Source organism: Arthrobacter sp. SlRoot2-15, assembly GCF_059739345.1.
Genome location: NZ_AP046058.1, coordinates 2,975,045 through 2,995,169, shown reverse-complemented (window position 1 = coordinate 2,995,169; position 20,125 = coordinate 2,975,045). Strand labels below are relative to the sequence as shown.

Annotated in this window: 17 protein-coding genes; 12 read left to right on the top strand and 5 right to left on the bottom strand. The window is 64.9% G+C overall.

What is annotated here, in order from left to right; translation table 11 throughout:
* Positions 1–46: 46 nt before the first annotated feature.
* From AC6I9V_RS13790 to AC6I9V_RS13780, 3 genes are read left to right on the top strand one after another with little or no spacing between them, the layout of a single operon-like run.
* Entirely contained in the window at positions 47–1,726 is a 1,680-nt protein-coding gene (locus AC6I9V_RS13790; RefSeq protein ID WP_349412108.1) for a DUF2142 domain-containing protein, read from the top strand.
* The gene (locus AC6I9V_RS13785; RefSeq protein ID WP_349412107.1) at positions 1,716–2,801 is read left to right on the top strand and encodes a substrate-binding domain-containing protein; all 1,086 of its coding nucleotides are present in this window, start codon (positions 1,716–1,718) and stop codon (positions 2,799–2,801) included. The genes AC6I9V_RS13790 and AC6I9V_RS13785 overlap by 11 nt, the downstream gene beginning before the upstream one ends.
* Positions 2,788–4,455: a DUF2142 domain-containing protein gene (locus tag AC6I9V_RS13780; RefSeq protein WP_497899818.1), complete on the top strand. Its 1,668-nt coding sequence runs from the start codon at positions 2,788–2,790 to the stop codon at positions 4,453–4,455. Before AC6I9V_RS13785 ends, AC6I9V_RS13780 begins: the two co-directional genes overlap by 14 nt.
* A gap of 184 nt (positions 4,456–4,639) precedes the next feature.
* On the opposite strand, the gene AC6I9V_RS13775 is transcribed toward AC6I9V_RS13780, so the two are convergent.
* Positions 4,640–5,113, bottom strand: coding sequence for a GtrA family protein (locus tag AC6I9V_RS13775; RefSeq protein WP_349412105.1), 474 nt, complete (start codon positions 5,111–5,113; stop codon positions 4,640–4,642).
* A gap of 236 nt (positions 5,114–5,349) precedes the next feature.
* On the opposite strand from AC6I9V_RS13775, the gene AC6I9V_RS13770 reads away from it, so the two are divergent.
* On the top strand, positions 5,350–6,978 hold the full coding sequence (locus AC6I9V_RS13770) for a DUF2142 domain-containing protein (RefSeq protein ID WP_349412103.1): 1,629 nt from the start codon (positions 5,350–5,352) through the stop codon (positions 6,976–6,978).
* A gap of 36 nt (positions 6,979–7,014) precedes the next feature.
* On the opposite strand, the gene AC6I9V_RS13765 is transcribed toward AC6I9V_RS13770, so the two are convergent.
* The 4 genes from AC6I9V_RS13765 to AC6I9V_RS13750 all read right to left on the bottom strand — a co-directional run bounded on the left by AC6I9V_RS13765 (position 7,015) and on the right by AC6I9V_RS13750 (position 11,455).
* Complete coding sequence (locus tag AC6I9V_RS13765) at positions 7,015–8,067, bottom strand: acyltransferase family protein (RefSeq protein WP_349412102.1); 1,053 nt, start codon at positions 8,065–8,067, stop codon at positions 7,015–7,017.
* Positions 8,068–8,224: 157 nt separating this feature from the next.
* Entirely contained in the window at positions 8,225–9,637 is a 1,413-nt protein-coding gene (locus AC6I9V_RS13760) for a sugar nucleotide-binding protein (protein WP_349412101.1), read from the bottom strand.
* Positions 9,638–9,640: 3 nt separating this feature from the next.
* Complete coding sequence (gene rfbB / locus AC6I9V_RS13755; protein ID WP_349412099.1) at positions 9,641–10,639, bottom strand: dTDP-glucose 4,6-dehydratase; 999 nt, start codon at positions 10,637–10,639, stop codon at positions 9,641–9,643.
* Between the two features lie 36 nt (positions 10,640–10,675).
* On the bottom strand, positions 10,676–11,455 hold the full coding sequence (locus AC6I9V_RS13750; protein ID WP_349412098.1) for a glycosyltransferase family 2 protein: 780 nt from the start codon (positions 11,453–11,455) through the stop codon (positions 10,676–10,678).
* A 155-nt stretch (positions 11,456–11,610) separates the two neighbouring features.
* Here AC6I9V_RS13750 and AC6I9V_RS13745 point away from each other — a divergent pair, with 155 nt between their 5' ends.
* The 8 genes from AC6I9V_RS13745 to AC6I9V_RS13710 all read left to right on the top strand — a co-directional run bounded on the left by AC6I9V_RS13745 (position 11,611) and on the right by AC6I9V_RS13710 (position 20,110).
* Positions 11,611–12,846 (top strand): lipopolysaccharide biosynthesis protein, encoded by a 1,236-nt coding sequence (locus tag AC6I9V_RS13745; protein ID WP_497899817.1) that lies wholly within the window; start codon positions 11,611–11,613, stop codon positions 12,844–12,846.
* Entirely contained in the window at positions 12,833–13,759 is a 927-nt protein-coding gene (locus AC6I9V_RS13740) for a glycosyltransferase (protein ID WP_497899816.1), read from the top strand. Before AC6I9V_RS13745 ends, AC6I9V_RS13740 begins: the two co-directional genes overlap by 14 nt.
* A gap of 78 nt (positions 13,760–13,837) precedes the next feature.
* Positions 13,838–14,587 carry a glycosyltransferase family 2 protein gene (locus tag AC6I9V_RS13735; protein WP_497899815.1) on the top strand — a complete coding sequence of 250 codons (750 nt, stop codon included), beginning with the start codon at positions 13,838–13,840 and terminating at the stop codon, positions 14,585–14,587.
* 2 nt (positions 14,588–14,589) lie between these two features.
* On the top strand, positions 14,590–15,030 hold the full coding sequence (locus AC6I9V_RS13730; protein ID WP_349412093.1) for a DUF2304 domain-containing protein: 441 nt from the start codon (positions 14,590–14,592) through the stop codon (positions 15,028–15,030).
* A complete protein-coding gene (locus tag AC6I9V_RS13725; RefSeq protein ID WP_349412092.1) occupies positions 15,031–15,918 on the top strand; it encodes a glycosyltransferase family 2 protein in 888 nt (295 codons plus the stop codon).
* Between the two features lie 24 nt (positions 15,919–15,942).
* On the top strand, positions 15,943–17,037 hold the full coding sequence (locus AC6I9V_RS13720) for an NAD-dependent epimerase/dehydratase family protein (protein WP_349412091.1): 1,095 nt from the start codon (positions 15,943–15,945) through the stop codon (positions 17,035–17,037).
* A 30-nt stretch (positions 17,038–17,067) separates the two neighbouring features.
* On the top strand, positions 17,068–17,961 hold the full coding sequence (locus AC6I9V_RS13715; protein ID WP_349412090.1) for a glycosyltransferase: 894 nt from the start codon (positions 17,068–17,070) through the stop codon (positions 17,959–17,961).
* Between the two features lie 202 nt (positions 17,962–18,163).
* A complete protein-coding gene (locus AC6I9V_RS13710; protein WP_497899814.1) occupies positions 18,164–20,110 on the top strand; it encodes a hypothetical protein in 1,947 nt (648 codons plus the stop codon).
* The last annotated feature ends 15 nt before the right edge of the window (positions 20,111–20,125 follow it).

The window sequence follows — 20,125 nt, the reverse complement described above, 5'->3', positions numbered from 1 at the left end:
CGGACATGTCCGGGCGCGGACGCCGAAAGTGATAGCTTGGATCATCATGCACTCAACGATTCCGGGCCGGTTGCCCCGTCTGATTCCGGCCCGGGCATCGCTGATGCCAGTGGTCTCAATCTTCCTTGTCCTGGCCGCGCTCACCACCCTGTGGTCACTGGCGTCCCCAATCATGGCTGTTCCCGATGAACCCGCCCATGCCATCAAGGCCGCAGCGGTGGTTCGCGGACAGTTGCAGGGACAACCCAGCGGCAAGCAAGGGGATCCAGCCCTCGTGCAGGTGCCACAGTACTTCGCCGAATTAGGGCTGCAGGTCTGCTACGGCTTCAACCCGGGAAAGACAGCCGATTGTGCGCCGGAGGTCAACGCCGACCACCGGACACCGACACCGGCGCTGACCTCGGCGGGCAACTACAACCCGGTCTACTATCTCGCCGTCGGGGCCCCGTCACGGATTCTGTCCGGCGCACCCGCGCTATATGCCATGCGGATAGTCAGCGGGCTCATCTCGGCAGTCTTCCTCACCATGGCTTTCGCAGCAGCGCGGAGGATGAAGAATCCCCAGTGGCCCCTCATCGGATGCGTGGTTGCCCTCACACCGATGGTGCTCTTCCTCTCCGGTTCGATCAATCCGAATTCGCTCGAAATCGCCACGACGGCTTCACTCTTCCTAAGCCTTTCCGTCGTTCTGGAAAACACCCACAATCTCTCCAAAGTCCGGGGTCCGCTTTGGGCTGTTGGCCTATCCGCCGCCGCACTGGCCAATACGCGTGCACTGTCCCTGCTCTGGCTCGCGCTCGCTGTCCTCGTCGCCGTCATGATGTTTGGATGGCGGCCGCTCTGGTCCGCCGTGAAGACCAGGCTGGGCCTGGCCATGACGGCGCTGGCCGGGCTGGGTTGTGCGCTCGGACTCGGATGGCTCCTGGTGGCAGACAGCTTCAAAAGCCTCGGCGGCATCCCGTCAGCAGTCACGCCCGACCAAGCCTTCGTCACCATGCTGGACCGCACTTTCAGTTATACCGAGGGATACATCGGGCTGATGGGCTGGCTGGACACGCCGGCTCCAAAGGGTGTGCAGATGTTGTGGCATTTCGCCATTGCAGCCGTGTTCCTCGCCGGACTCACGGCCCGGTCGCGGCGCAGCCGCTGGGCGCTGGGGCTGATCGTGGTCTCGATTGTCTTCCTCCCCGCGATCCTCCAAGCGCAGGTCATCCAGGAAATTGGCTACATCTGGCAGGGACGCTACCTGCTGGCGCTCCTTGCCTTGCTGGTCATCGCCTCTGCCGTCGCGCTGCGCGACCGTGCTTTCCCTGTTTCAGTCATCAGCAGGACCGCTGCCCGCTGGGCCTTGGGCGCCGTGGTCGCTGCCCAGTTCTACGCGTTTATCCACACCCTCCGAAGGTATACGGTGGGGATCTTCGCCGAGCACACCAACTGGAGCGAGATGTGGGACGCGGCGTGGCAGCCGCCCCTCGGCTGGCCGACACTGTCAGCCGCCTATCTCATCACGCTTACCGCCGGCGCCGTTCTCATCTATCGAGCGCTCTTCCGGACGGTGGGGTCTGGGCCAGGAATGCCCACGACGGCGCTCTCACCTCAGCAGCCGGTCCGCGCGCCTGCCGTCGCCCGGGCTGAGGGGGCGACGACGACTGCGGCTAAGGTTGAGACGGGCCGAACTGTCGGCGTCGCGGTTCTAGACGAAGGAGAACGACGGGATGCGCTGTAAGCCTCGCAGGCACGCCCTTGTCCTGCTGGCCTTGCTGAGCACCGTGGGACTCACCTCATGCAGTGCTGCCCAATACGGCTCCGGAGTCACAGGGTCCCTCACCGCGATCGGCAGCGTCAGTCAGCTCTCCCCGATTTCCGCGTGGCAGCAAGGCTGGTCGAAAGATAATCCCCAGACCTCCCTGCGGTTCTCTCCGGACGGCGACGCGAGCGGCCGGGACGCCTTGTTTCGAGGCATGGCTCACTTTGCCAGCCTGGACTCACAACTGACGGCCGGTGACTGGGAACTGTCCAAGGCAAGCTGCGGGCCCGAGGGTGCGTTTGCAGTACCCACATCGGTGACAGCCGTAGGTGTCGCCTACAACGTTTCCGGGCTGCGTAACGTCCGCCTGGACCAGTCCCTGTTGGCCGCGATTTTCCAGGGCAGGATCACCCGCTGGGATGACCGCCGAATCAAGGAGCTGAACCCGGGCACCGATCTGCCGGCCAAGGACATAGTGCCGATCTGGGCCAAAGCGGAGTCCGGGCTGACCCAAGCGGTCGGCGAGTACTTCAAATCGGACCCGGAAGCGGCGGCGTATCCCCCGGTGACGCGGCGGTGGCCCGACACCACTGCAGGCCAGTCGGTCGAGAGGTACTCCGACGTGGCCACCAAGGTGGACAACACCGCCGGCGCAATCGCGTTTATGGACCGTGCATCGATTGGCACGCGGTTCTCGACCGCGACGCTGAAGTTCGGGGACGAGTTCATCAAGGTCACCGACGACGCACTGGCAGTCGCGGTGGACCACGGCATCGTCAGCGAAGCTCCCGGCGGCGGCGTCCAACTGGCCCTGCAGGCCGGCCGGGCCCCGGGCTATTCCCTGGGATTCGTCGGCTACCAGGCGTTTTGCCATGATTACAAAAATCCTGCCCTCGCACGTTTGGTCAGGTCATGGGCCGAATACGTCACCGGCGAGGGCGGCCAGGCCAATTCGACGTATTTCGCCCAGGTCGGCTCGCCGAGCGTTGCGGCCCTGGAGCGGTCCCGAGCAGCAGTTGGAACAATCAAAGCGGAGCATGATGACCACCGATAGGACCGAGTCCAGACCGCACCGTTGGCTCAGGCGTCCCGCCCCGGGGCGTGAAAGGCATCCCCTCAGGCCGTTCTTCCGCACCTTTGCGCTGCTGTGGTTGCTCGCCTCCCTCTGGTCGCTGGCCACCCCGCTGATGGCTTACCCCGACGAGCCCTCGCACACCATCAAGGCGGCCGCCGTGGCCCGCGGGCAGTTCACGGTACAGGAGGGCCAGTCCTTCGGGCACGGCGTGCACGTTCAGGTTCCCTCCTACATTGCGAACCTCTCGGCCCAGACCTGCACGGCCTTCAAGCGCGACGTCACGGCAGCCTGCGCCCCGGCCGTGCCCATGGACGACAACTACCTCACCATCGGCGTCACGTCGGCCGGCCTTTACAATCCCATGTACTACTGGCTTGTCGGTCTCCCCAGCCTCTTCCTGACCGGTGCCCCCGCCATTATCGGCATGCGAATCGCCAGCGCGCTCCTGTGCACCGCGTTCCTGGCCGCCGGAATGACCGCCCTGACGAAGCTCAGGAACCCCAAATGGCCGCTTGCCGCCGCCGCCGTCGCCATCACCCCAATGGTGCTGTTTCTGTCCTCGGGCATCAATCCGAATTCGCTGGAAGTGGCAGCCACCATGGCGGCGTTTTGCGGGCTCCTGGTGTGTTTGGAGAGTTCGAGCCGGCTAGGACAGGTGAAGCCGGCGATTGCCACCGTGGGTATCTCCGTTGTGGTGCTGGCGAACACCCGGAACGTTTCACTCGTGTGGCTTTTGATCGCGTTTGTCGTTGCGGTCGCTTTCTACGGATTCCGCAGCCTCGGCAAGTTGTTCCACAACCGCACGGTGCTGATCACCGCCGGCGTCATGCTGGTGGGGGTGGGACTCGGGCTTCTCTGGATTGTCCTGATGCTCTTTGCGCCGGGTTCAACAGCCGCAGCTCCGGAGGGCATCACAAACCTCGTTGCCGGTGTGCGGCCCCACCAGGCGTTCCTCACCATGATCGACCGCGCCTTTGATTTCGTGCCCCAGTACATCGGCGTCATGGGCTGGCTCGAGGTCCCGGCCCCGCAGGCCGTCATCCAGTTCTGGAGCATGCTCCTGATGCTGGCGCTGCTGGTTCCGTTCACGGCGCGGCCCCGGCGGAATGCGGTGGGGTTCTGGATCGCCGCCGGCGCCCTTGCAATAGTCCCGGCCGTGGTGCAGGCCGGCCTGATTGGCTCCGTGGGGTATATCTGGCAGGGGCGCTACAACCTGCCGCTGTTCATGATCGCGATGATCTCCGCGGGCATGGCCGTGCGATTCCGCCGCTTCGACCCGGCGCCGAGTTTCAGGGGCGTCGCACGGGTGCTGGTGGCCGCCGCCGCCGTCGCGCATATCTACACCTTTGTGTACGTACTCCGCCGTTTTGTGGTCGGCCTGAAGGATTCCGGGAACTGGCAGGTCATGCTCACGCGCCCCGATTGGCAGCCGCCGTTCGGCTGGATCTTGCTGGCCGTGGTGTACGCCATTCTGATCTATCTCGGGGCCTCAGCGGCCTACGCCTACTTCTTCCCGGGTTACTCCCTCGCCCGGTTACCCAACTTCGCGGGACGGATCCGCCGCCCGACGGTGGACAGCCCACCCCGGGACGAGCCTGGGGACGTGCCCGAGAAACCCTCCCGGCACGCCTGAACCACTGAGCCCCCCAGCGCCTGGCGCTGGGGGGCTCAACCGTTCATGAGTTGTTGGCGATTCACAGGCAGAGCAGGGTCCGCCCCGACCTTGGCCGCTGGGGTGTGCGCGCCCCGGGAGACGCCTTGTGCGCGCTCCGGGAGACGCCTTGAGGGGCTTGCCGAGAAGCCCGGATCACCGCCGCTTATTCATCACCGCGGTGACCGGCGCTGGGGGTGCCCACGGCCGTTACATCAACATGCTCGTCGGCCACGGGGGCGGACTTGAAGATCCAGTGCTTGTACAACAGGAAGTTCCAGCCGGTGGTGGCAACGGTCGCAATCACCTTGCCGATGGCGTAGGACTGTCCGGTGCCTGCAATCATATTGACGATCACGTCGGTTGCGACCACATTGAACACCACCAGCGCGCCGTATTTAAGGAAGCTGACGTGGGCCCGCTCATCCGACTGGAAGGTGAATTTTCGCTGGACCAGGAAGTTGAAGACCAGGCTGCTCAGGAACGCGATCGGCGTAGCGATCCACAAGTCGACGCCGGCGCCCTCGTGGAGCAAAGCGAGCAGACCCAGGTCGATAGCAAAGGACGCGGCGCCCACCGCAAGAAATTTTACGAGGTGACCATTACGGACGAAGTGTTGGATGCGGCGGACCAGACTCATGGAACTATCCCTCATGATGTGAAAATACCGCCCGTACTCGTTGATTTGTCCGCACCGTCCTGGCTCAGTGACACCAAGACAGTCTAGACCAGTACCCTGCAAAGTCCATCTCGACGGCGCGCACGGTCAGCATGACGGCAAAATCCGGCGGTGGATCGAGTTGCCGATCGCATCCGCCGGACGTCTCGTAGCTTGTAGAGTGAGCTAGAACCCCTGACGCCGCCCCAGAGAGAACCATGCCTTCACTGCCTTCGCTGCCAACCGGTAAAATCCCGACAGGCCTGCTGCGTTTCTTCGCAGCCTTTGCAATCCTCGGCCTGCTGACGACCCTGTGGTCCCTGGCCAGCCCGCTCATCTCCGTTCCGGACGAACAAGCACACGTCATCAAGGCCGCCTCAGTGGTCAGGGGTCAGCTGCAAGGCGAGTCGGGCACCGCCCAGGGCGAACGCTCACAAGTTGAGGTTCCGCTGTTCATTGCGTCAACCGACGGTCTTCCATCGTGCTTCGCTTGGAAGCAGCTCATCCCGGCCAGCTGCAGCCCGCCGCTGTCATCCGGCACCACAATGGTGAAGGCGCCCACCAGCGCGGGCAACTACAACCCCATGTACTACGAAGTCACGGGCCTTCCGAGCCTCTTTCTGACGGGAGCCAAGGCTATCTACGCCATGCGCATCGTCAGCGGACTGCTCAGCGCTGCCTTTGTGGCCCTCGCCCTGGTCTGTCTTGCCGGGCTGCGCCGTTGGCGGCTGCCGGTGTTCGTTGGCTCCCTAGCCCTGACTCCCATGGTCTTTTTCCTCTCCGGCGCGGTGAATCCGAATTCGCTGGAGATCGCGACCTCCATGTCCCTCTTCGCAGCCCTCTGCCTGACGTGGGACAGAATCGACGCGGGCAACGCCTGGAAGGGTCCGCTGGCAGCTGCGGCCGTATCCGCCGTCGTGCTGGCCAATACGCGGGCCGCGTCGCTGCTGTGGCTCGGGCTTGCCGTCATCGCCTCACTGCTGCTCTTCGGCTACCGGCCGCTGCTGTCGGTGCTGAAACAGAGGTTCGGCTGGATCATGGTCGGAGTCGTCGCCGTCGGCTGCGCACTGTCACTTCTATGGCTCCGGATGGCCAACAGCCTCCAGAACCTCATGGGCCAAGGCATCGATGCGACGCCGACGCAGATCGTGACCATCATGCTGGACAGGACCTTCGAATTCGCGGTCGGCTATGTGTCCTTCCTGGGCTGGCTGGACACACCCGGCCCGCCGGGGACCCTGGCCGTTTGGGCAGCCCTCATCATCGGGGCGATTGCCGTCTCCCTATCCGTGGCCGACCGGGCGGGACGCCTGACCGTGGCCTTCCTCACGGCTGCGGTCATCTTCCTGCCACCGCTCCTGCAGATCCCGCTGGCAAAGGACGTGGGACTCATCTGGCAGGGCCGCTACATTCTGGCCCTCGTGGTGGTCCTGGTCACGGCCTGCGGCGTCGCCATGAGGTCGTTCTCAATCGAACGGCCCGACGTCGGCCGCCGCGCCAGCGTCATCGTGCTCTCCCTCGCCGTGTTTGGTCACTTCTACAGCTTTATCTACGGCCTCCGCCGCTACGTCATTGGGCTCCAGGACAGCTCCAACTGGCGCGACATGCTGATCGCACCGCAGTGGCAGCCTCCGTTCGGCTGGATCACCCTGGCCGTCCTCTACCTGGCCGTCCTGGTTGCGGGCGCGGTACTCCTGCACCGCTGGGTCACTGCACCGCAGCACGAGAAGCCGGCAGTTCCCGTCTCCGGCGGAACCACGGCACCCGGCGGAACCACGACACCGCGGACCAAGGATGCGGTGCCCGCCGCGGCGGTGCCCCATCGGGCGCCCTCCAAGGACGCCTGATCGGGGCACCCCGCCCCCACCAGGCGGGGGCGGGGTTTAGCTGGCGTCTGCCCCGACAGCGGCCGGGACCCGGGGGGTCTTGAAAGCCAGCGCGGGCTGCTCGACGTAGCGGCAGCTCAGGTACGCAAGCGGCAGGGTTCCGGCCACACTTATGGCAATAAACAGCCATACGGGAAGGCTGTCCCCGGCAATCAGAGCCACCATCTGCTGCACGGGCCAGCCATAAATGTAGACACCGTACGAGATGTCGAAGCGGGAGCCGACCTGCCTCAGCGGGATGATCGCGCTCAGGACAAACAGGAGATACGTAAACGGCAGGGGCGCGAGGACGGTGGCGGTGCCAGTTGCCACGGAGACCAGGATCAGCGTCACGGCGGCAGGGACCGCCCACCTGCGGATGAACTTCTCGTCGTAGAGGAACAGCACGGCGCCGCCGGCAAAGGCAGCCAGCATCGGCAGCGTCCTGGTGATCAGGAGGGGAACCGCAGGGCTGTGCTCGGCAACCAGGGTGGCCGCGGACGCAGCGATCAGGGTGGCAATCATGAACGGCCCGAGCAGGCGGCGCGGCATAAGACTGGCTGCGACACCGACCAGCACATAGCAGCTTGCTTCCCAGAAGAGTGTCCACAGCGGCCCGTTCCACACATCGACGAAGGGCACCGCCGAGAGCGTGGATCCGATGTCGTACTGGCCCAGGACCGGCGGGTAGAGCAGCAGGTTCCTCAGGACGTAGCCAATTTGGTCAAGGATGGAGAAACTGGCCGCCGGCGCCCACAACAATGACAGCGGCGCGAAGACAAATGCCACTGCGAGCAGACAGACGACGAATCCTGGAAACAGGCGAAGGAAGCGCGCGCGGTAGAACTGCCGCACGGAATGGCGGGAGAGCCTGCTTCGGCTGATCAAGTAACCAGAGATTCCGAAGAACCCGAACACCGCCCACACGCCGAGGTTGGCTTCCCCCAGCTCCGGCTCCGGGCCGGCACCGGCCAGGGCCCAGGAATGGGACACGACAACCGAAAGGGCCAGGACAAGCCTGACCGCGTTCAGTGAATTGGATCTGGGGTCAAAAGCGGATCTAAATGACATGACTACCTGCGGCTGGTTCGAATAACGCAGCCACAGTGGGCCGCCGGTCCGAAGGAAACTTTACGGCACAGCTACTTCCCGCCCAATTCCGACACGAAAGCGGCCGGGTCCGGCCCGTTGCACCAGGGCTGGTCCCGGCCGCTTCCGGCACGGACGGCTAGCGCCTCGCCAGGTAGTCCTGCAGGCGTTCCCCGGCGGTGGCCGGGACGAAGCCCGTGGCCTCAATCTTGGCCAGGTCCAGAACGCTGTTCGCGGGCCGCGGCGAGACCGATTTGCCACGGAAGTAGTCTTCGGTGCTGACTCCGCTGACAGCGCCGCGGGAAGCGCCCGTCAGTTCGTAGACGTCAGCGGCGATGTCTGCCCAGGACTGCGGGGCACCCTCGTTGCTGAGGTTATAGGTTCCGAACGGGGCGCCCGTCTCGATCAGGTGCCGGATTCCGGCAGCGATGTCCTCGGTGAAGCTCAGGCGGCCGACCTGGTCGTTCACGACCGAGGGCTCGATTCCCCGCCCTGCGAGGGAGGCCATGGTTCGCACGAAGTTATTGCCCTCGCCGATCACCCAGCTGGTGCGCACGATGTAGTGACGCGGGACGACGCTGACCACGGCGTCGCCCGCCGCCTTGGACTGCCCGTAGACCCCCAGCGGGGACAACGGCTCATCCTCAACGTGGACGTCCCGGCTGCCGTCAAAAACGTAGTCCGAGGAAACATGGACAAGCAGCAGATCGTGTTCGACGGCGGTCCGGGCCAGCCGCGCGACGGCGGCGACGTTGATGGCCCAGGCGGCAGCCCTGCCCTCCGGCGTTTCAGCGTCGTCGACGGCGGTGTATGCGGCCGCGTTGATGATGGTTGAGTAGTTCTTCCAGTGCCGGGCCGCGAACGAGTCCGCACTGCCCAGGTCAAACTCGGCCCGCCCGGCGAACTCGACGGAAGCGTCGCCGTCGTAGAGTTTGCGAAGCGCCTTTCCGAGCTGGCCGTCGGCGCCCACAACGAGCGTCTTTTTGGCCGGCATAGGTGCAACATCCGCCAGTCGCGGGTGGGCTTTGTCCTTGTCGGAGAGCTCCGCCTGGTCCAGGGGAATGGGCCAGGCGATCGCGGCGGTTTCATCGGCGAGGTTCAGGAATGTGTACTGGCCCTGCGCATCGGCGGACCAGTGGTCATTGACGAGGTAGGTGTAGGCGGTGTTGTCCTCCAGCGTCTGGAAGGCGTTACCCACCCCGCGCGGAATGAAGATGGCCTGGCTGGGGTCCAATTCGGCGGTGAACACTGCGCCGAAGGTGGGGCCTTCCCGCAGGTCGACCCACGCGCCGAAAATCCTGCCCGTCGCAATGGAGATGAATTTGTCCCACGGCTCGGCATGGATGCCTCGGGTGGTGCCGGCCGTCTCGTTGAACGAGATGTTGTTCTGCACCGGCCGGAAGTCCGGCAGGCCGAGAGCCACCATTTTTTCGCGCTGCCAGTTCTCCTTGAACCAGCCGCGGTTGTCGCCGTGGACCGGAAGGTCGTAGACGACGACGCCGGGAATCGGGGTTTCGTGTGCGGTGAGCTTCTTCGAGAACTCGATCGACATGGTCTACTGGCCCTGTTCCTTGTACTTGGCTTCGGTGGCGGCCTTCTGCGGACGCCACCAGTCCTCGTTGTTCCGGTACCAGGCAATGGTGTCTTCGATGCCGGCCTCGAAGTTGGAGAACTTCGGCTCCCAGCCGAGTTCGTCGCGCAGTTTGGACGAGTCGATGGCGTAGCGGAGGTCGTGGCCCGGGCGGTCCACCACGTGGTCGTAGGCGTCCGGCGCCTGGCCCATGTGCTTGAGGATCAGCTCGACGACGTCCTTGTTGTTCTTCTCGCCGTCGGCGCCGATCAGGTAGGTCTCCCCGACCCTTCCCTTGGCGATGATGGCCAGGACGGCGGAGGAGTGGTCGTTGGCGTGGATCCAGTCACGGACGTTCTCGCCCTTGCCGTACAGCTTGGGGCGGATGCCATCGATGACGTTGGTGATCTGGCGCGGGATGAACTTTTCCACGTGCTGGTACGGGCCGTAATTGTTGGAGCAGTTGCTGATAGTGGCCTGCAGGCCGAAGGACCGCACCCAGGCGCGCACCAACAGGTCCGAGCCCGCCTTGGTGGAGGAATACGGGCTGGAGGGGTTGTACGGGGTGCTCTCGGTGAACCGCTCCGGATCGTCGAGCTCGAGGTCGCCGTAGACCTCGTCCGTGGAGATGTGGTGGAAGCGCTTGTTGTGCTTCCGTGCGGCCTCGATCAGGGTGTAGGTCCCAATGATGTTCGTGTCCAGGAACGGGCGCGGATCGTGCAGCGAGTTGTCATTGTGCGACTCAGCGGCATAGTGCACGACGACGTCGCAGTCGGCGACCAGCCGCTCCACCAGGGCGGCATCGCAAATGTCGCCCTGGACGAACTCGAAACGCTCCTCGGGGAGGCCCTTCAGGGATTCCCTGTTGCCGGCGTAGGTGAGCTTGTCCAAGACCGTGACGTGGTCCCCGGTGTTCTCAAGTACGTAGTGGACAAAATTCGAACCAATGAAGCCGGCACCGCCGGTGACAAGGAGTTTTTGCATTCAGCCAGCTTACCGGCAACCGAAAATATCCGGCGATCAGGGGGTGCGCGCGGTCCGGAGGCGCCGCTGCGCCGCCTTGCGCCGCCAGGCTTCCCCAAGGAGCCTCAGCAGAACGACCCGGGCGGACAGGATCACCCGAAGGGACCGCCAGCCCGACGGCGTCGCATTCTCACCGTGGATCCGTCGCAGCAGCGTCGACTCATCCAGGTGGGCAATCGAGCCGAGGATGTTGCCACAAATCGCCAGCCACAGGTCATGGGACTCGCGAAGGTACGGCGGCACCGGCACAAAGAGGTCCAGCACTTCCCTGCGGAACGCCATACCGCAACCGTAGTAGGCCCGGTAGCCGACCAGGATGCCGGCCAGATTGGATGCCCGCCTGTTGGAGTCACCGCTTCGCAGCCGCGGAATCGAGGGCCGCGGGCCTCCGCCGAGCACGTCGAAATTGCTGGCGACCACCGCGTGGTCTTCCAGTGCCTGAATCATCCGCTCCAGCCGGCCCTCGATCCATACATCGTCCTGGTCGGACAGGAAGATTATGGAACCCCGGCTGGCCCGGACAGCCTGCTCGAACGATTTCACGTATCCCTGGTTGGACGGTGCCTCGTAAAGGCGGATCCGGTCGTCGCTGATGCCCCGCACAGCGTCGACTGTTCCGTCCGTCGACGCGTCGTCGACAATGACCAACTCGTCCGCCGGCCCGAGCTGGGCCAGGATGGAAGCAAGCTGCTCGCCGATGTACGCGGAGCCGTTGTAGCTGGCCATGCACACGCTGGCACGGGTCGTGGCAGGACCGACGGGCTGGACAGAACTCATGGACTCGCTTTGCTCGGGAACGTCTTGACGGCGACGGGCAACAGCGGCCACGGCGTCCCTTCATCCTAAGCGACCCGGCACCGCCGCTGCCGGTTCGTGCATGCCGTTCGCGTAGGATTGACCCTGACTTCCAGACCGACAAGGACCCGCCTCGCATGAAGACCGTACTGCTGCGCCTTACCGGGTTCGCGGTCCTCCCCCTGCTGTCCCTGATTACGCCCCTGCTCCTGCTTCCGGTCATCGCCAGTATCGTCGGCGCCGAGGGAATTTCGAGCGTCATCTCCGGACAGGCCATCGGGACTTTCGCTGCCACCGTTCTGCTTTGGGGCTGGAATGTTGACGGCCCGGTCGCGATTGCCCGCGCCGCCGATTCCCACGAACGCGGCGCCATCTATCTGCGCAGTGTCCGCACGCGACTGTTGCTGATGGTCGCCGTCCTGCCGCTTTCGGGGCTGGTCGCGGCTCTGGTCGCCGTTCCGGGCTTCAGGGCCGAGGCAATCGCAATGTCCTGGGCCGTGGGGCTGACCGGGCTTTCGCCGGCCTGGTTCTGCATTGGCGTAGGGCAGCCCCGGCTACTGGCCGTTTACGACACCGTGCCGCGTTTCCTTGCGACCGCGGCGGCGGCTCCCGTGCTTTTGCTGGGCCACCAGCTCTGGCACTACACCGCGCTTCTCGCCGTTGCGACTGTTCTGGCCCTGATCGACTTCCACCGGCGCTACTCCCCCGGCGGCCAGTGGCTGCCGGTGGACGTGCGCGAATCCCTGCGCGGACTCAAAGGGCAGGCCAAAACCGCGGGCATCAGCCTGGCAGGAAACGCGTACGCGTCCACCCCGGCGCCGATCGCCACCGCCACCACGGCGCCGCAGGCCTCGGGCAGCCTTGCGACCGCGGATACGCTCTATCGGTTTGGGCTCTTCACCGTGGTGGCCCTGGGCAATGCCTTCCAGAGCTGGACCATCGAGAGGGACGCCGCCAATCCTGTCCGCCGGCACCTCACGGCCATCTGGGCGCACGCCGGGCTCGGTGTTGGGGGTGCGCTGGTCCTGACCGTGGCCGGACCGCTGGCCAGCAGCCTGCTCTTCGCCGGCAAGATGCAGGCCAGTACCGAGCTGTGCGCCTACTACGGACTCGCCTTCGTGTTCCTCAGTGCGAGTACACCGTTCATCCGCAACCTGCTGATTCCGGCGGGGCGCCAGTCCCAAGTCCTGCGCTGGACGCTGATCTCCGCACTTGTTGGTGTCGCATCCATGGTCTGGGCAGGCGCCACGGGAAACGCACCCGGAATCGCCCTCGGCATGGCCCTGAGTGAAGCCGTTCTGTTCGTGGCCCTATTGATTCCAGGCCTCAAACTCCTACGTGAAGAAAGGGCATCGGAGCATGTCGCTAAATAACCAGCCCGGCCGCACGGCGGCAGTGATCGCCGCGTACTCACCCCCGGACGCGCTGGTTGAGGCCGTGCGGCAGCTCGGCCACCAGCTCGGCCATATTGTCGTCGTGGACGACGGCTCCCCGGCGGACTCCGCGCCGGTGTTCGCCCGGCTCGCCGAGGCGGGGGCCACCGTGGTCCACCAGGGGACCAACCAGGGAATCGCCGCAGCCCTGAACGCGGGCATCCGGACGGCCACGGAGAAGTGGTCTCCGGACTTCTTCCTCACACTCGACCAGGACTCTCTGGTCAACGAGCATTACGTGGAACTGGCCCATCGCACCTACGCCGACGCCCTGGCGGCCGGACTGGATGTCGCGTTCGTCTGTGCCGCCTCGTACAGCGGCCACCCCGTCCCCACCATTCCCAGCCAGGACGGCTTCCTGCACGCCTTCGACCCCATGCAGTCAGGCTTTATGGTCCCGGCCACGACGCTGGCCCGGATCGGCCCCTTTGACGAGGGCCTCTTCATCGACGGCGTGGATTCCGAGTTCACCATCCGTGCCCGTTCCGCGAAACTGGCCGTGATCGTTGGACGCGGCTGTGACATTGAACACGATCTTGGCCAACGCCGCGAAGGCACCCTGCTGGGACGCCCGGTGCGCGTCGGGGGCGTGGCGCTCTCGTACAACTATCACTCGCCCAGCCGGGTGTACTACATCTGCCGCAACGGCACTATCCTCACGCGGCGCTACGCTCTTAAGGCGCCACGGTGGGTGGCCCGCAGGCTCCTTGAAGAGCTCAAAGCGCACCTGCTCAGGTTCGCCTTCAGCCCGGGCCGAATCACACTCCTGCGAGCCGCGGGCCACGGATTCCTCGACGGCGCGAGAGGCGTTACCGGCCGCATTCCGGCGGATTTGGAGCGCCGGATCCGCTGAATCGCCCGGCGCCGTCCGCCCCGCCGCAGGCACATCCCGACTAAAGAGTTCGCCCGACATTGATATAGTTTGGAGACCATGCAACCCACTGTCCCCCCACGCGTTCTGGTCATCATGCCCGCTTGGAATGAAGCCGAGGCCATCGGCCAAACCGTTCGAGAGGTCTTGGCCACCAGCAATCGCTACGACGTCGTCGTCGTCAACGACGGTTCCACGGACAACACCGCAGACGAGGCCGCAGCTGCTGGCGCGGCTGTTCTCCATCTCCCCTTCAACCTGGGTGTGGGGGGTGCCATGCGGGCAGGATTCAAATACGCGCGGCGCTTTGGTTATCAGCAGGTCATCCAGGTTGATTCGGATGGGCAGCATGATCCCAGGAACATCGAAGAAGTGCTGGCCGGCTTGGAGCACGCCGACATTTCGATCGGGGCCCGTTTCGCGGACCGGGGAAATTACACGGTCAGCGGTCCCCGCAAGTGGGCTATGGTCTTTCTGGCGCGCGTCATCTCCGCCCTCGCCAAGACCCGGCTGACGGACGTCACCAGCGGGTTCCGCGCCGGCAACGAACGCGCAATCAGTCAATACCTCGATCACTATCCGGCCGAATATTTGGGCGACACGATCGACTCCCTGGTCGTCGCCGTCCGTTCCGGGTGCCGCGTCACACAGGTCCCTGTCGAAATGCGTGCCCGCCAGGGCGGTAAGCCCAGCCATAACCCCACCAAAGCTGCGGTCTACCTCGGCCGGTCTATTTTTGCCCTGCTCTTCGCATTGACACGTAAGCGCTCCCACGTAACCGTGCCGACGCACGCTGTGAAAGGAAAATAGCTTTGGGCAACGTAGCCGCCTTCCTCTTGGCACTCGCCATCGTCGCACTGGTCGTCGAGATGCTTCGGCGCAAGAAACTCCGGGAAAAGTACGCCGTCCTGTGGCTTGTGGTGGGTGTCGCCACCCTCGTGCTGGCCGCCTTCCCGAGACTCCTGAACATCGTCGCGGAATTCGTTGGAGTGCAGCTTCCCTCCAACCTCCTCTTCACCATGAGCATCCTCATGCTGCTGGGCGTGTGCCTCCACCTGTCCTGGGAAATCTCCGTAGTGGAGGATGAAACCCGCACACTGGCGGAGGAAGTCGCAATTCTCCGTGCCCAGGTTGAGTCCCTGTCCGCAACACAGACACCCCACGCCGCGGCCCGGGCAAACGGCGTGCATGGCCAGGCCAGCATTTCGCCGGTTTTGACCGGTGAACCGTCGATCGAAAGCGCCGATTCCTAAATGCCACTGGACATCTTCATCCCCTACTGGGGCGAGCCCGCGTACATGATCGAGACCGTGGAAAGCGTTCTGGCCCAGGAAAATCCGGACTGGCTGCTCACCGTTGTCGATGATGCCTACCCCACCCTGGAAATCAGGGACTACATGGCAACCATTGACGATCCCCGGGTCAAGTACGTCCGCAAGGAACAGAACGAGGGAATCACGGAGAATTACCGGACGTGCGTTGGCCTCGCAACTGAAGAAGTCATGGTCATTCTGGGCTGCGACGACGTCCTCCTTCCCAACTACGTCGACGTCATCCTGAAGGCCCACAAGCGCTTCCCCATCGCCGCCGTCATCCAGCCCGGAGTCGAAGTCATCGATGAGGACAGCCGGGTCGTCACCACCCTGGCCGACACCGTCAAGCAGAAACTCGTCAAACCACGGGCCAAGGGCTGCAAACTTGTCTCCGGCGAAGCAATCGCCAGGAACCTGATGCACGGCGACTGGCTGTATTGGCCGTCGCTGGCGTTCCGGACCGAAAAGATCCGGGAAGTTGAGTTCCGCGAGGGGTTCCCCATCATTCAGGATCTCGCCTTGGTCATGGACATGATTTTCCAGGGTGATCAACTCCTGATCGAACCGACGCTGTGCTTCCGTTACCGCAGGCACTCCAACAGTGCGTCTTCAACGAAGCTGGTGGACGGATCCCGGTTCGCGGGCGAGCGTGAGTACTTCGAGGTCGCCGCCGCCCAGGCCGAAGAACTCGGCTGGTATCGGGCGGCACGCTCGGCACGGCTCCGGACCACCTCCCGCGCCCACGCTGTCTGGCTCCTCCCCAAAGCCGTGGCCACCCGAAATTCTTCAGCCATGCGGGCCCTCGCCCGACATGCTTTCGGCAAATAACCTGCCCGCAACGAAAGGTCTCCAGTGACTTCTCCCGCAACGTCCGCACGCCCCGGCGGCACCGTTCTCGTGACCGGCGGAGCCGGATTCATCGGCTGCGCCATCTCCCCCGCACTGGCGGAGGCCTTCGACCGCGTCGTCGTCGTGGATAATCTCCACCCGCAGATCCACGAGTCCGGGGAGCGGCCGGCCGAGCTTGACCAGCGGGCTGAACTGGTTGTCGCCGACGTCGCTGAGAGCGGCACCTGGGACCTGGTGCTCCGGGACGTGACCCCCGATGTCATCATCCACCTGGCCGCGGAAACCGGCACCGGCCAGTCCCTCGAGGAATCCACCCGGCACACCCACGTCAACGTGGTGGGTACCTCGCAGATGCTTGACGGCCTGAACAGGCACAAGAAGCTCCCGCGCCGCATCGTCCTTTCATCGAGCCGTGCTGTTTATGGCGAAGGCGCGTGGAAAGACGCCGCCGGCAAGACTTTCTACCCGGGCCAGCGAACGAGCGCGACATTGGACCAGGGCCAGTGGGACTTTCCCGGCGCCACCCCGGTCGCCATGAAGGCCTCCGAAACCTTCCCGGCCCCCGTCAGCGTGTACGGGGCTACGAAACTGGCCCAGGAAAACATTCTCCAGGCCTGGTCCAAGTCGTACGGTGTCGAGACTGTCATTCTCCGGCTCCAGAACGTTTACGGCCCCGGGCAGTCGCTGATCAACCCCTACACCGGCATCATGAGCCTCTTCTGCCGGATGGCCATGGGCGGGAAGTCGATTCCCCTGTACGAAGACGGTGAGGTCCGGCGTGATTTCATCCTCATCGACGATGTCGCCTCGGCGATCGTGGCCGGTGCCGTCTCCCCCACCGTTCAGGGCGAACCGATGGATATCGGGTCCGGCGAGTTCCAGACGATCGGCACCGCAGCGCAGCTGATCGCAGCGCACTACGGGGCCCCGGAGCCCCACGTCACCGGCCAGTACCGCCAGGGCGATGTGCGCCACGCCTGGGCTGACGTTGCCGCCGCGAAGGAGGTTCTCGGCTGGGAACCGCGCTACAATCTCGCGCAGGGAATCGAACGCCTCGCTACCTGGATCGACACCCAGCCCGGCGTCCAGCCTGCCTGACGCCCAGCCTCTTCACTGAACGGAATTCTCGTGCCTGCGACCACCGCCGTCGTCTCGCTGTTCAACCCCACCGAGGGGGTTCTGGACAACGCCGCAACCCTGCTTGCCCAGGTGGACAGGGTTGTTGTCGTCGACGACGGCAGTACCCAGGCCCCGACACGGATTCTGGCGGAACTTGAGGCCATGGGCTGCACCGCTGTGCGGCTGAATGAGAATTCCGGCATCGCGGCCGCGCTCAATGCCGGTATCTGCGAAGCGCTGGCAGCGACTCCCAAGCCGGATTTCATCCTCACCATGGACCAGGATTCGCTGCTGCAGGATGGGTATGTCCAGGCTCTGGTGGACGCGGCGGCGGCCGCCCGGGTCTCCGGAGTCCGGGTCGGCATGGTTGCGCCTGGTTCGATTCGCGGACTGCCGGTCCGTCGCGGGCCAGTGCTGCATGGTGTCCAACTCGGCGGCGAGCCGATTCAGTCCGGGCTGCTCGTCCCTGTTCCCGTGATCGAACAAATTGGTCTGTTCAAAGACAGCCTCTTCATTGACGGCGTTGACAGCGAATACTTCCTGCGATGCCGCAGCCACGGCCTGAGTACGGTGCTCGCGGCCGGCGCCTCCCTGGACCACGCACTCGGAACCCAGACGGCCGCCCGCGTTCTGGGTAGAACGGTGGCCATCGGCGGCCGTCCGCTGCAGGTTCGGACGGCGGCGGCCTGGCGGTACTATTACATCTTTCGGAACCGCGTCCTCGTGGCGAGGCAGTATGGTCGAAAGTACCCGCTGTGGGCGTTGAAGGGTCTACTCTCCGACTACCGCCACCTGGCCATTGTGTCCTTGCTGGCACCCGGCCGGCTCACGCGTCTGAAGAACGCGGCCGCTGGCGTAGCGGACGGGCTGCGGGGAGTGTCTGGCAGGCGCCCGCACTCCTAAGCGTTCCAATCTGCAAGGGCAGCACCAGGCCCGCGGGGCGGGCCCGCGGGCGTTTGGCATGCGCAGCCCGCCGGCACTCGCGGGAAGTGTCATCGTAGAAAACTATTTGGGGGAACATTCAGTGAGCACAACATCCACGGCTCCGCGCCCGCCGGCCACCCGGGCATCCTTGCGAGCACCGGCGAAGGTACCCGGGCCGACTGTGAACCGCCACATCCGCGGGCTGGTGGCGCTTGCGGTGGTGGCGTCGGTGCTCGTCGTGCTGCGCACCCACGGGCTGCTGCAGGGACTACCCGCCCTGGCACTCGCGGTCCTCCTCGTTCTTACGGTCCCGTCGGCCAGAAACCTGTCCCAGCGGCTCCTCTACAACGGACTCATCACCCTCGGGGCGGTGCCGCTGACGTGGTGGGTACCGGAGCGGTTCCTCGGCGTCGACCACGGGACCTTGCTGCTCGCCGCCGTCGCCGGCCTTACCGCAGGGTGGATCGCCGCCGGCAAATCCCCCCGCCGGCGGGCCCTCCGCCTGCTTCCCCGCGTCCGAGCCATTGACTCCCTCCCGTTCCTGGCCGGGATTCTCTCCGCCTCGTCGCTGGGCGTGATGCTGTCCGTTCGGTCGCCGCTCGAGGCCCTCGCCATCATGACCTCCCGCTGGGACTACCAGTCCCACTTCAGCATTTACCACATGATTCGCAGCCACGGTGAAGTGATCCCAACAATTCCGCCGGGCGCAGTCGGGGAGCTGTGGGGCTTCGCGGAGTATCCGCAGGGTTTCCATGCACTGATCGCCACTTTGTCGAATCTCTACCGTCCGGGGGAGGCGGGAGTGGACAGTGAAGTGATCTCCTATATCGTCTTGCAGGCCGCAGTCTGCTCCCTGACGGTCCTCCTGGTGGTGGCGGGTCTGTGCGCCCTGCCTGCGGTCAGGCGCCGGGCCACCATCGCGGCCCCCGGGATCGCTGTTGCCGCCGCGGCCTGGATCTATGGACCCGGGGCGATCCCGGTCTACGGCGGCTTCGGCAACTTCTACATGGCCTGCGGCATGGCCACAGCCACGGTCCTGGCACTACTGACCGTCCAACGGAGGCTGCCGGTCATCGCCGTCGCCGTCGTGGGTGCGGGACTGGTTGGCATCTGCAACAACTGGCTTCTGCTCGTGTCGCTGGTCATGGTCATTATCATCACGAAATTGTGGGGCGTCGCGCGCAATCCCGGCGCTTACGGGCTGTCCTGGTGGCTTCTCGCGGCCGGCTGCGGCATCGTCACGCTGATTGGTATCGCACTCCCCCTCGTCCAGCTGATTCCACTGATTCGCAGCAGCCAGGGGATTCTGGAAGCACTCGGCGGGATCGTCGTGCCCGACCTGGGCCAGGCGTTACTGGTACTCACCCTCGTGGTGGTCCTGGGGTTTGCGAACCTCAGCGCCAGTGCCCGCACCGGGTCCCGGTTCCTGCGCGCCGAGCGGCTGGACGTGGCCAAGGCCTCCCTCGGCCTCTTGGTCCCCGTGGCCGTCGGCGTCTACCTCGCTGTCACCCAAAGCATGCAGCACGCTTCCCTTACCTACTACTTCTACAAGTACCTCATCGCCGTTCTGCTCCTGGCGTGGCCCCTCGCCGTTGCCGCCGCCGCAGCCCTCATTCCGCCGCCCGCGGTGGGCCCTGCCCGCCGCCGGAACATCGGCTTGGCTGCCGGGCTGAGCATCGTGGCCGTTGCGGCGACCCAGGCTTTTGGTTTTTCCCTGCCGGACCTGGACAAGGCCGGCCTGCCTGCCACCGTCCGGCCTGTCGGCGAAATGACCGTCCAGAAGGCCCTGCTGGCTTCTGTCCCGGGCTACGTTCCCCGGCTGTTGAGGAGCGCCACCCAGCAACAACCTGAGTCCACTCTCTACGTTCCCGCCCCCGGAACCATGGACCCGGTCCTGGCCGCCCGCTGGCAGTGGGGGATGCGTGCGAAGTCCTCCTCGACAACAACCAACCTCGGCTGGTTGGTCTACGAGATCACCAAGGACTATGCGCGGGCGCCCGAGGTCATCGCCCGGATCCTCAACGAAAATCCGGACATGTCAGTCATTGTCGACGCGGAGCTTTACACCCCCGTGCACGCCCACCTGAGCACTTTGGGCCTCGAGGGCCGGCTTATCCGGCTGGCCTAGACGGTATGAGCGCGG

Coding starts and splice junctions, on each gene's coding strand:
- AC6I9V_RS13790 (WP_349412108.1), top strand. CDS start 47: ATGCACTCAACGATTCCGGGCCGGTTGCCCCGTCTGATTCCGGCCCGG.
- AC6I9V_RS13785 (WP_349412107.1), top strand. CDS start 1,716: ATGCGCTGTAAGCCTCGCAGGCACGCCCTTGTCCTGCTGGCCTTGCTG.
- AC6I9V_RS13780 (WP_497899818.1), top strand. CDS start 2,788: ATGACCACCGATAGGACCGAGTCCAGACCGCACCGTTGGCTCAGGCGT.
- AC6I9V_RS13775 (WP_349412105.1), bottom strand. CDS start 5,113: ATGAGTCTGGTCCGCCGCATCCAACACTTCGTCCGTAATGGTCACCTC.
- AC6I9V_RS13770 (WP_349412103.1), top strand. CDS start 5,350: ATGCCTTCACTGCCTTCGCTGCCAACCGGTAAAATCCCGACAGGCCTG.
- AC6I9V_RS13765 (WP_349412102.1), bottom strand. CDS start 8,067: ATGTCATTTAGATCCGCTTTTGACCCCAGATCCAATTCACTGAACGCG.
- AC6I9V_RS13760 (WP_349412101.1), bottom strand. CDS start 9,637: ATGTCGATCGAGTTCTCGAAGAAGCTCACCGCACACGAAACCCCGATT.
- rfbB (WP_349412099.1), bottom strand. CDS start 10,639: ATGCAAAAACTCCTTGTCACCGGCGGTGCCGGCTTCATTGGTTCGAAT.
- AC6I9V_RS13750 (WP_349412098.1), bottom strand. CDS start 11,455: ATGAGTTCTGTCCAGCCCGTCGGTCCTGCCACGACCCGTGCCAGCGTG.
- AC6I9V_RS13745 (WP_497899817.1), top strand. CDS start 11,611: ATGAAGACCGTACTGCTGCGCCTTACCGGGTTCGCGGTCCTCCCCCTG.
- AC6I9V_RS13740 (WP_497899816.1), top strand. CDS start 12,833: ATGTCGCTAAATAACCAGCCCGGCCGCACGGCGGCAGTGATCGCCGCG.
- AC6I9V_RS13735 (WP_497899815.1), top strand. CDS start 13,838: ATGCAACCCACTGTCCCCCCACGCGTTCTGGTCATCATGCCCGCTTGG.
- AC6I9V_RS13725 (WP_349412092.1), top strand. CDS start 15,031: ATGCCACTGGACATCTTCATCCCCTACTGGGGCGAGCCCGCGTACATG.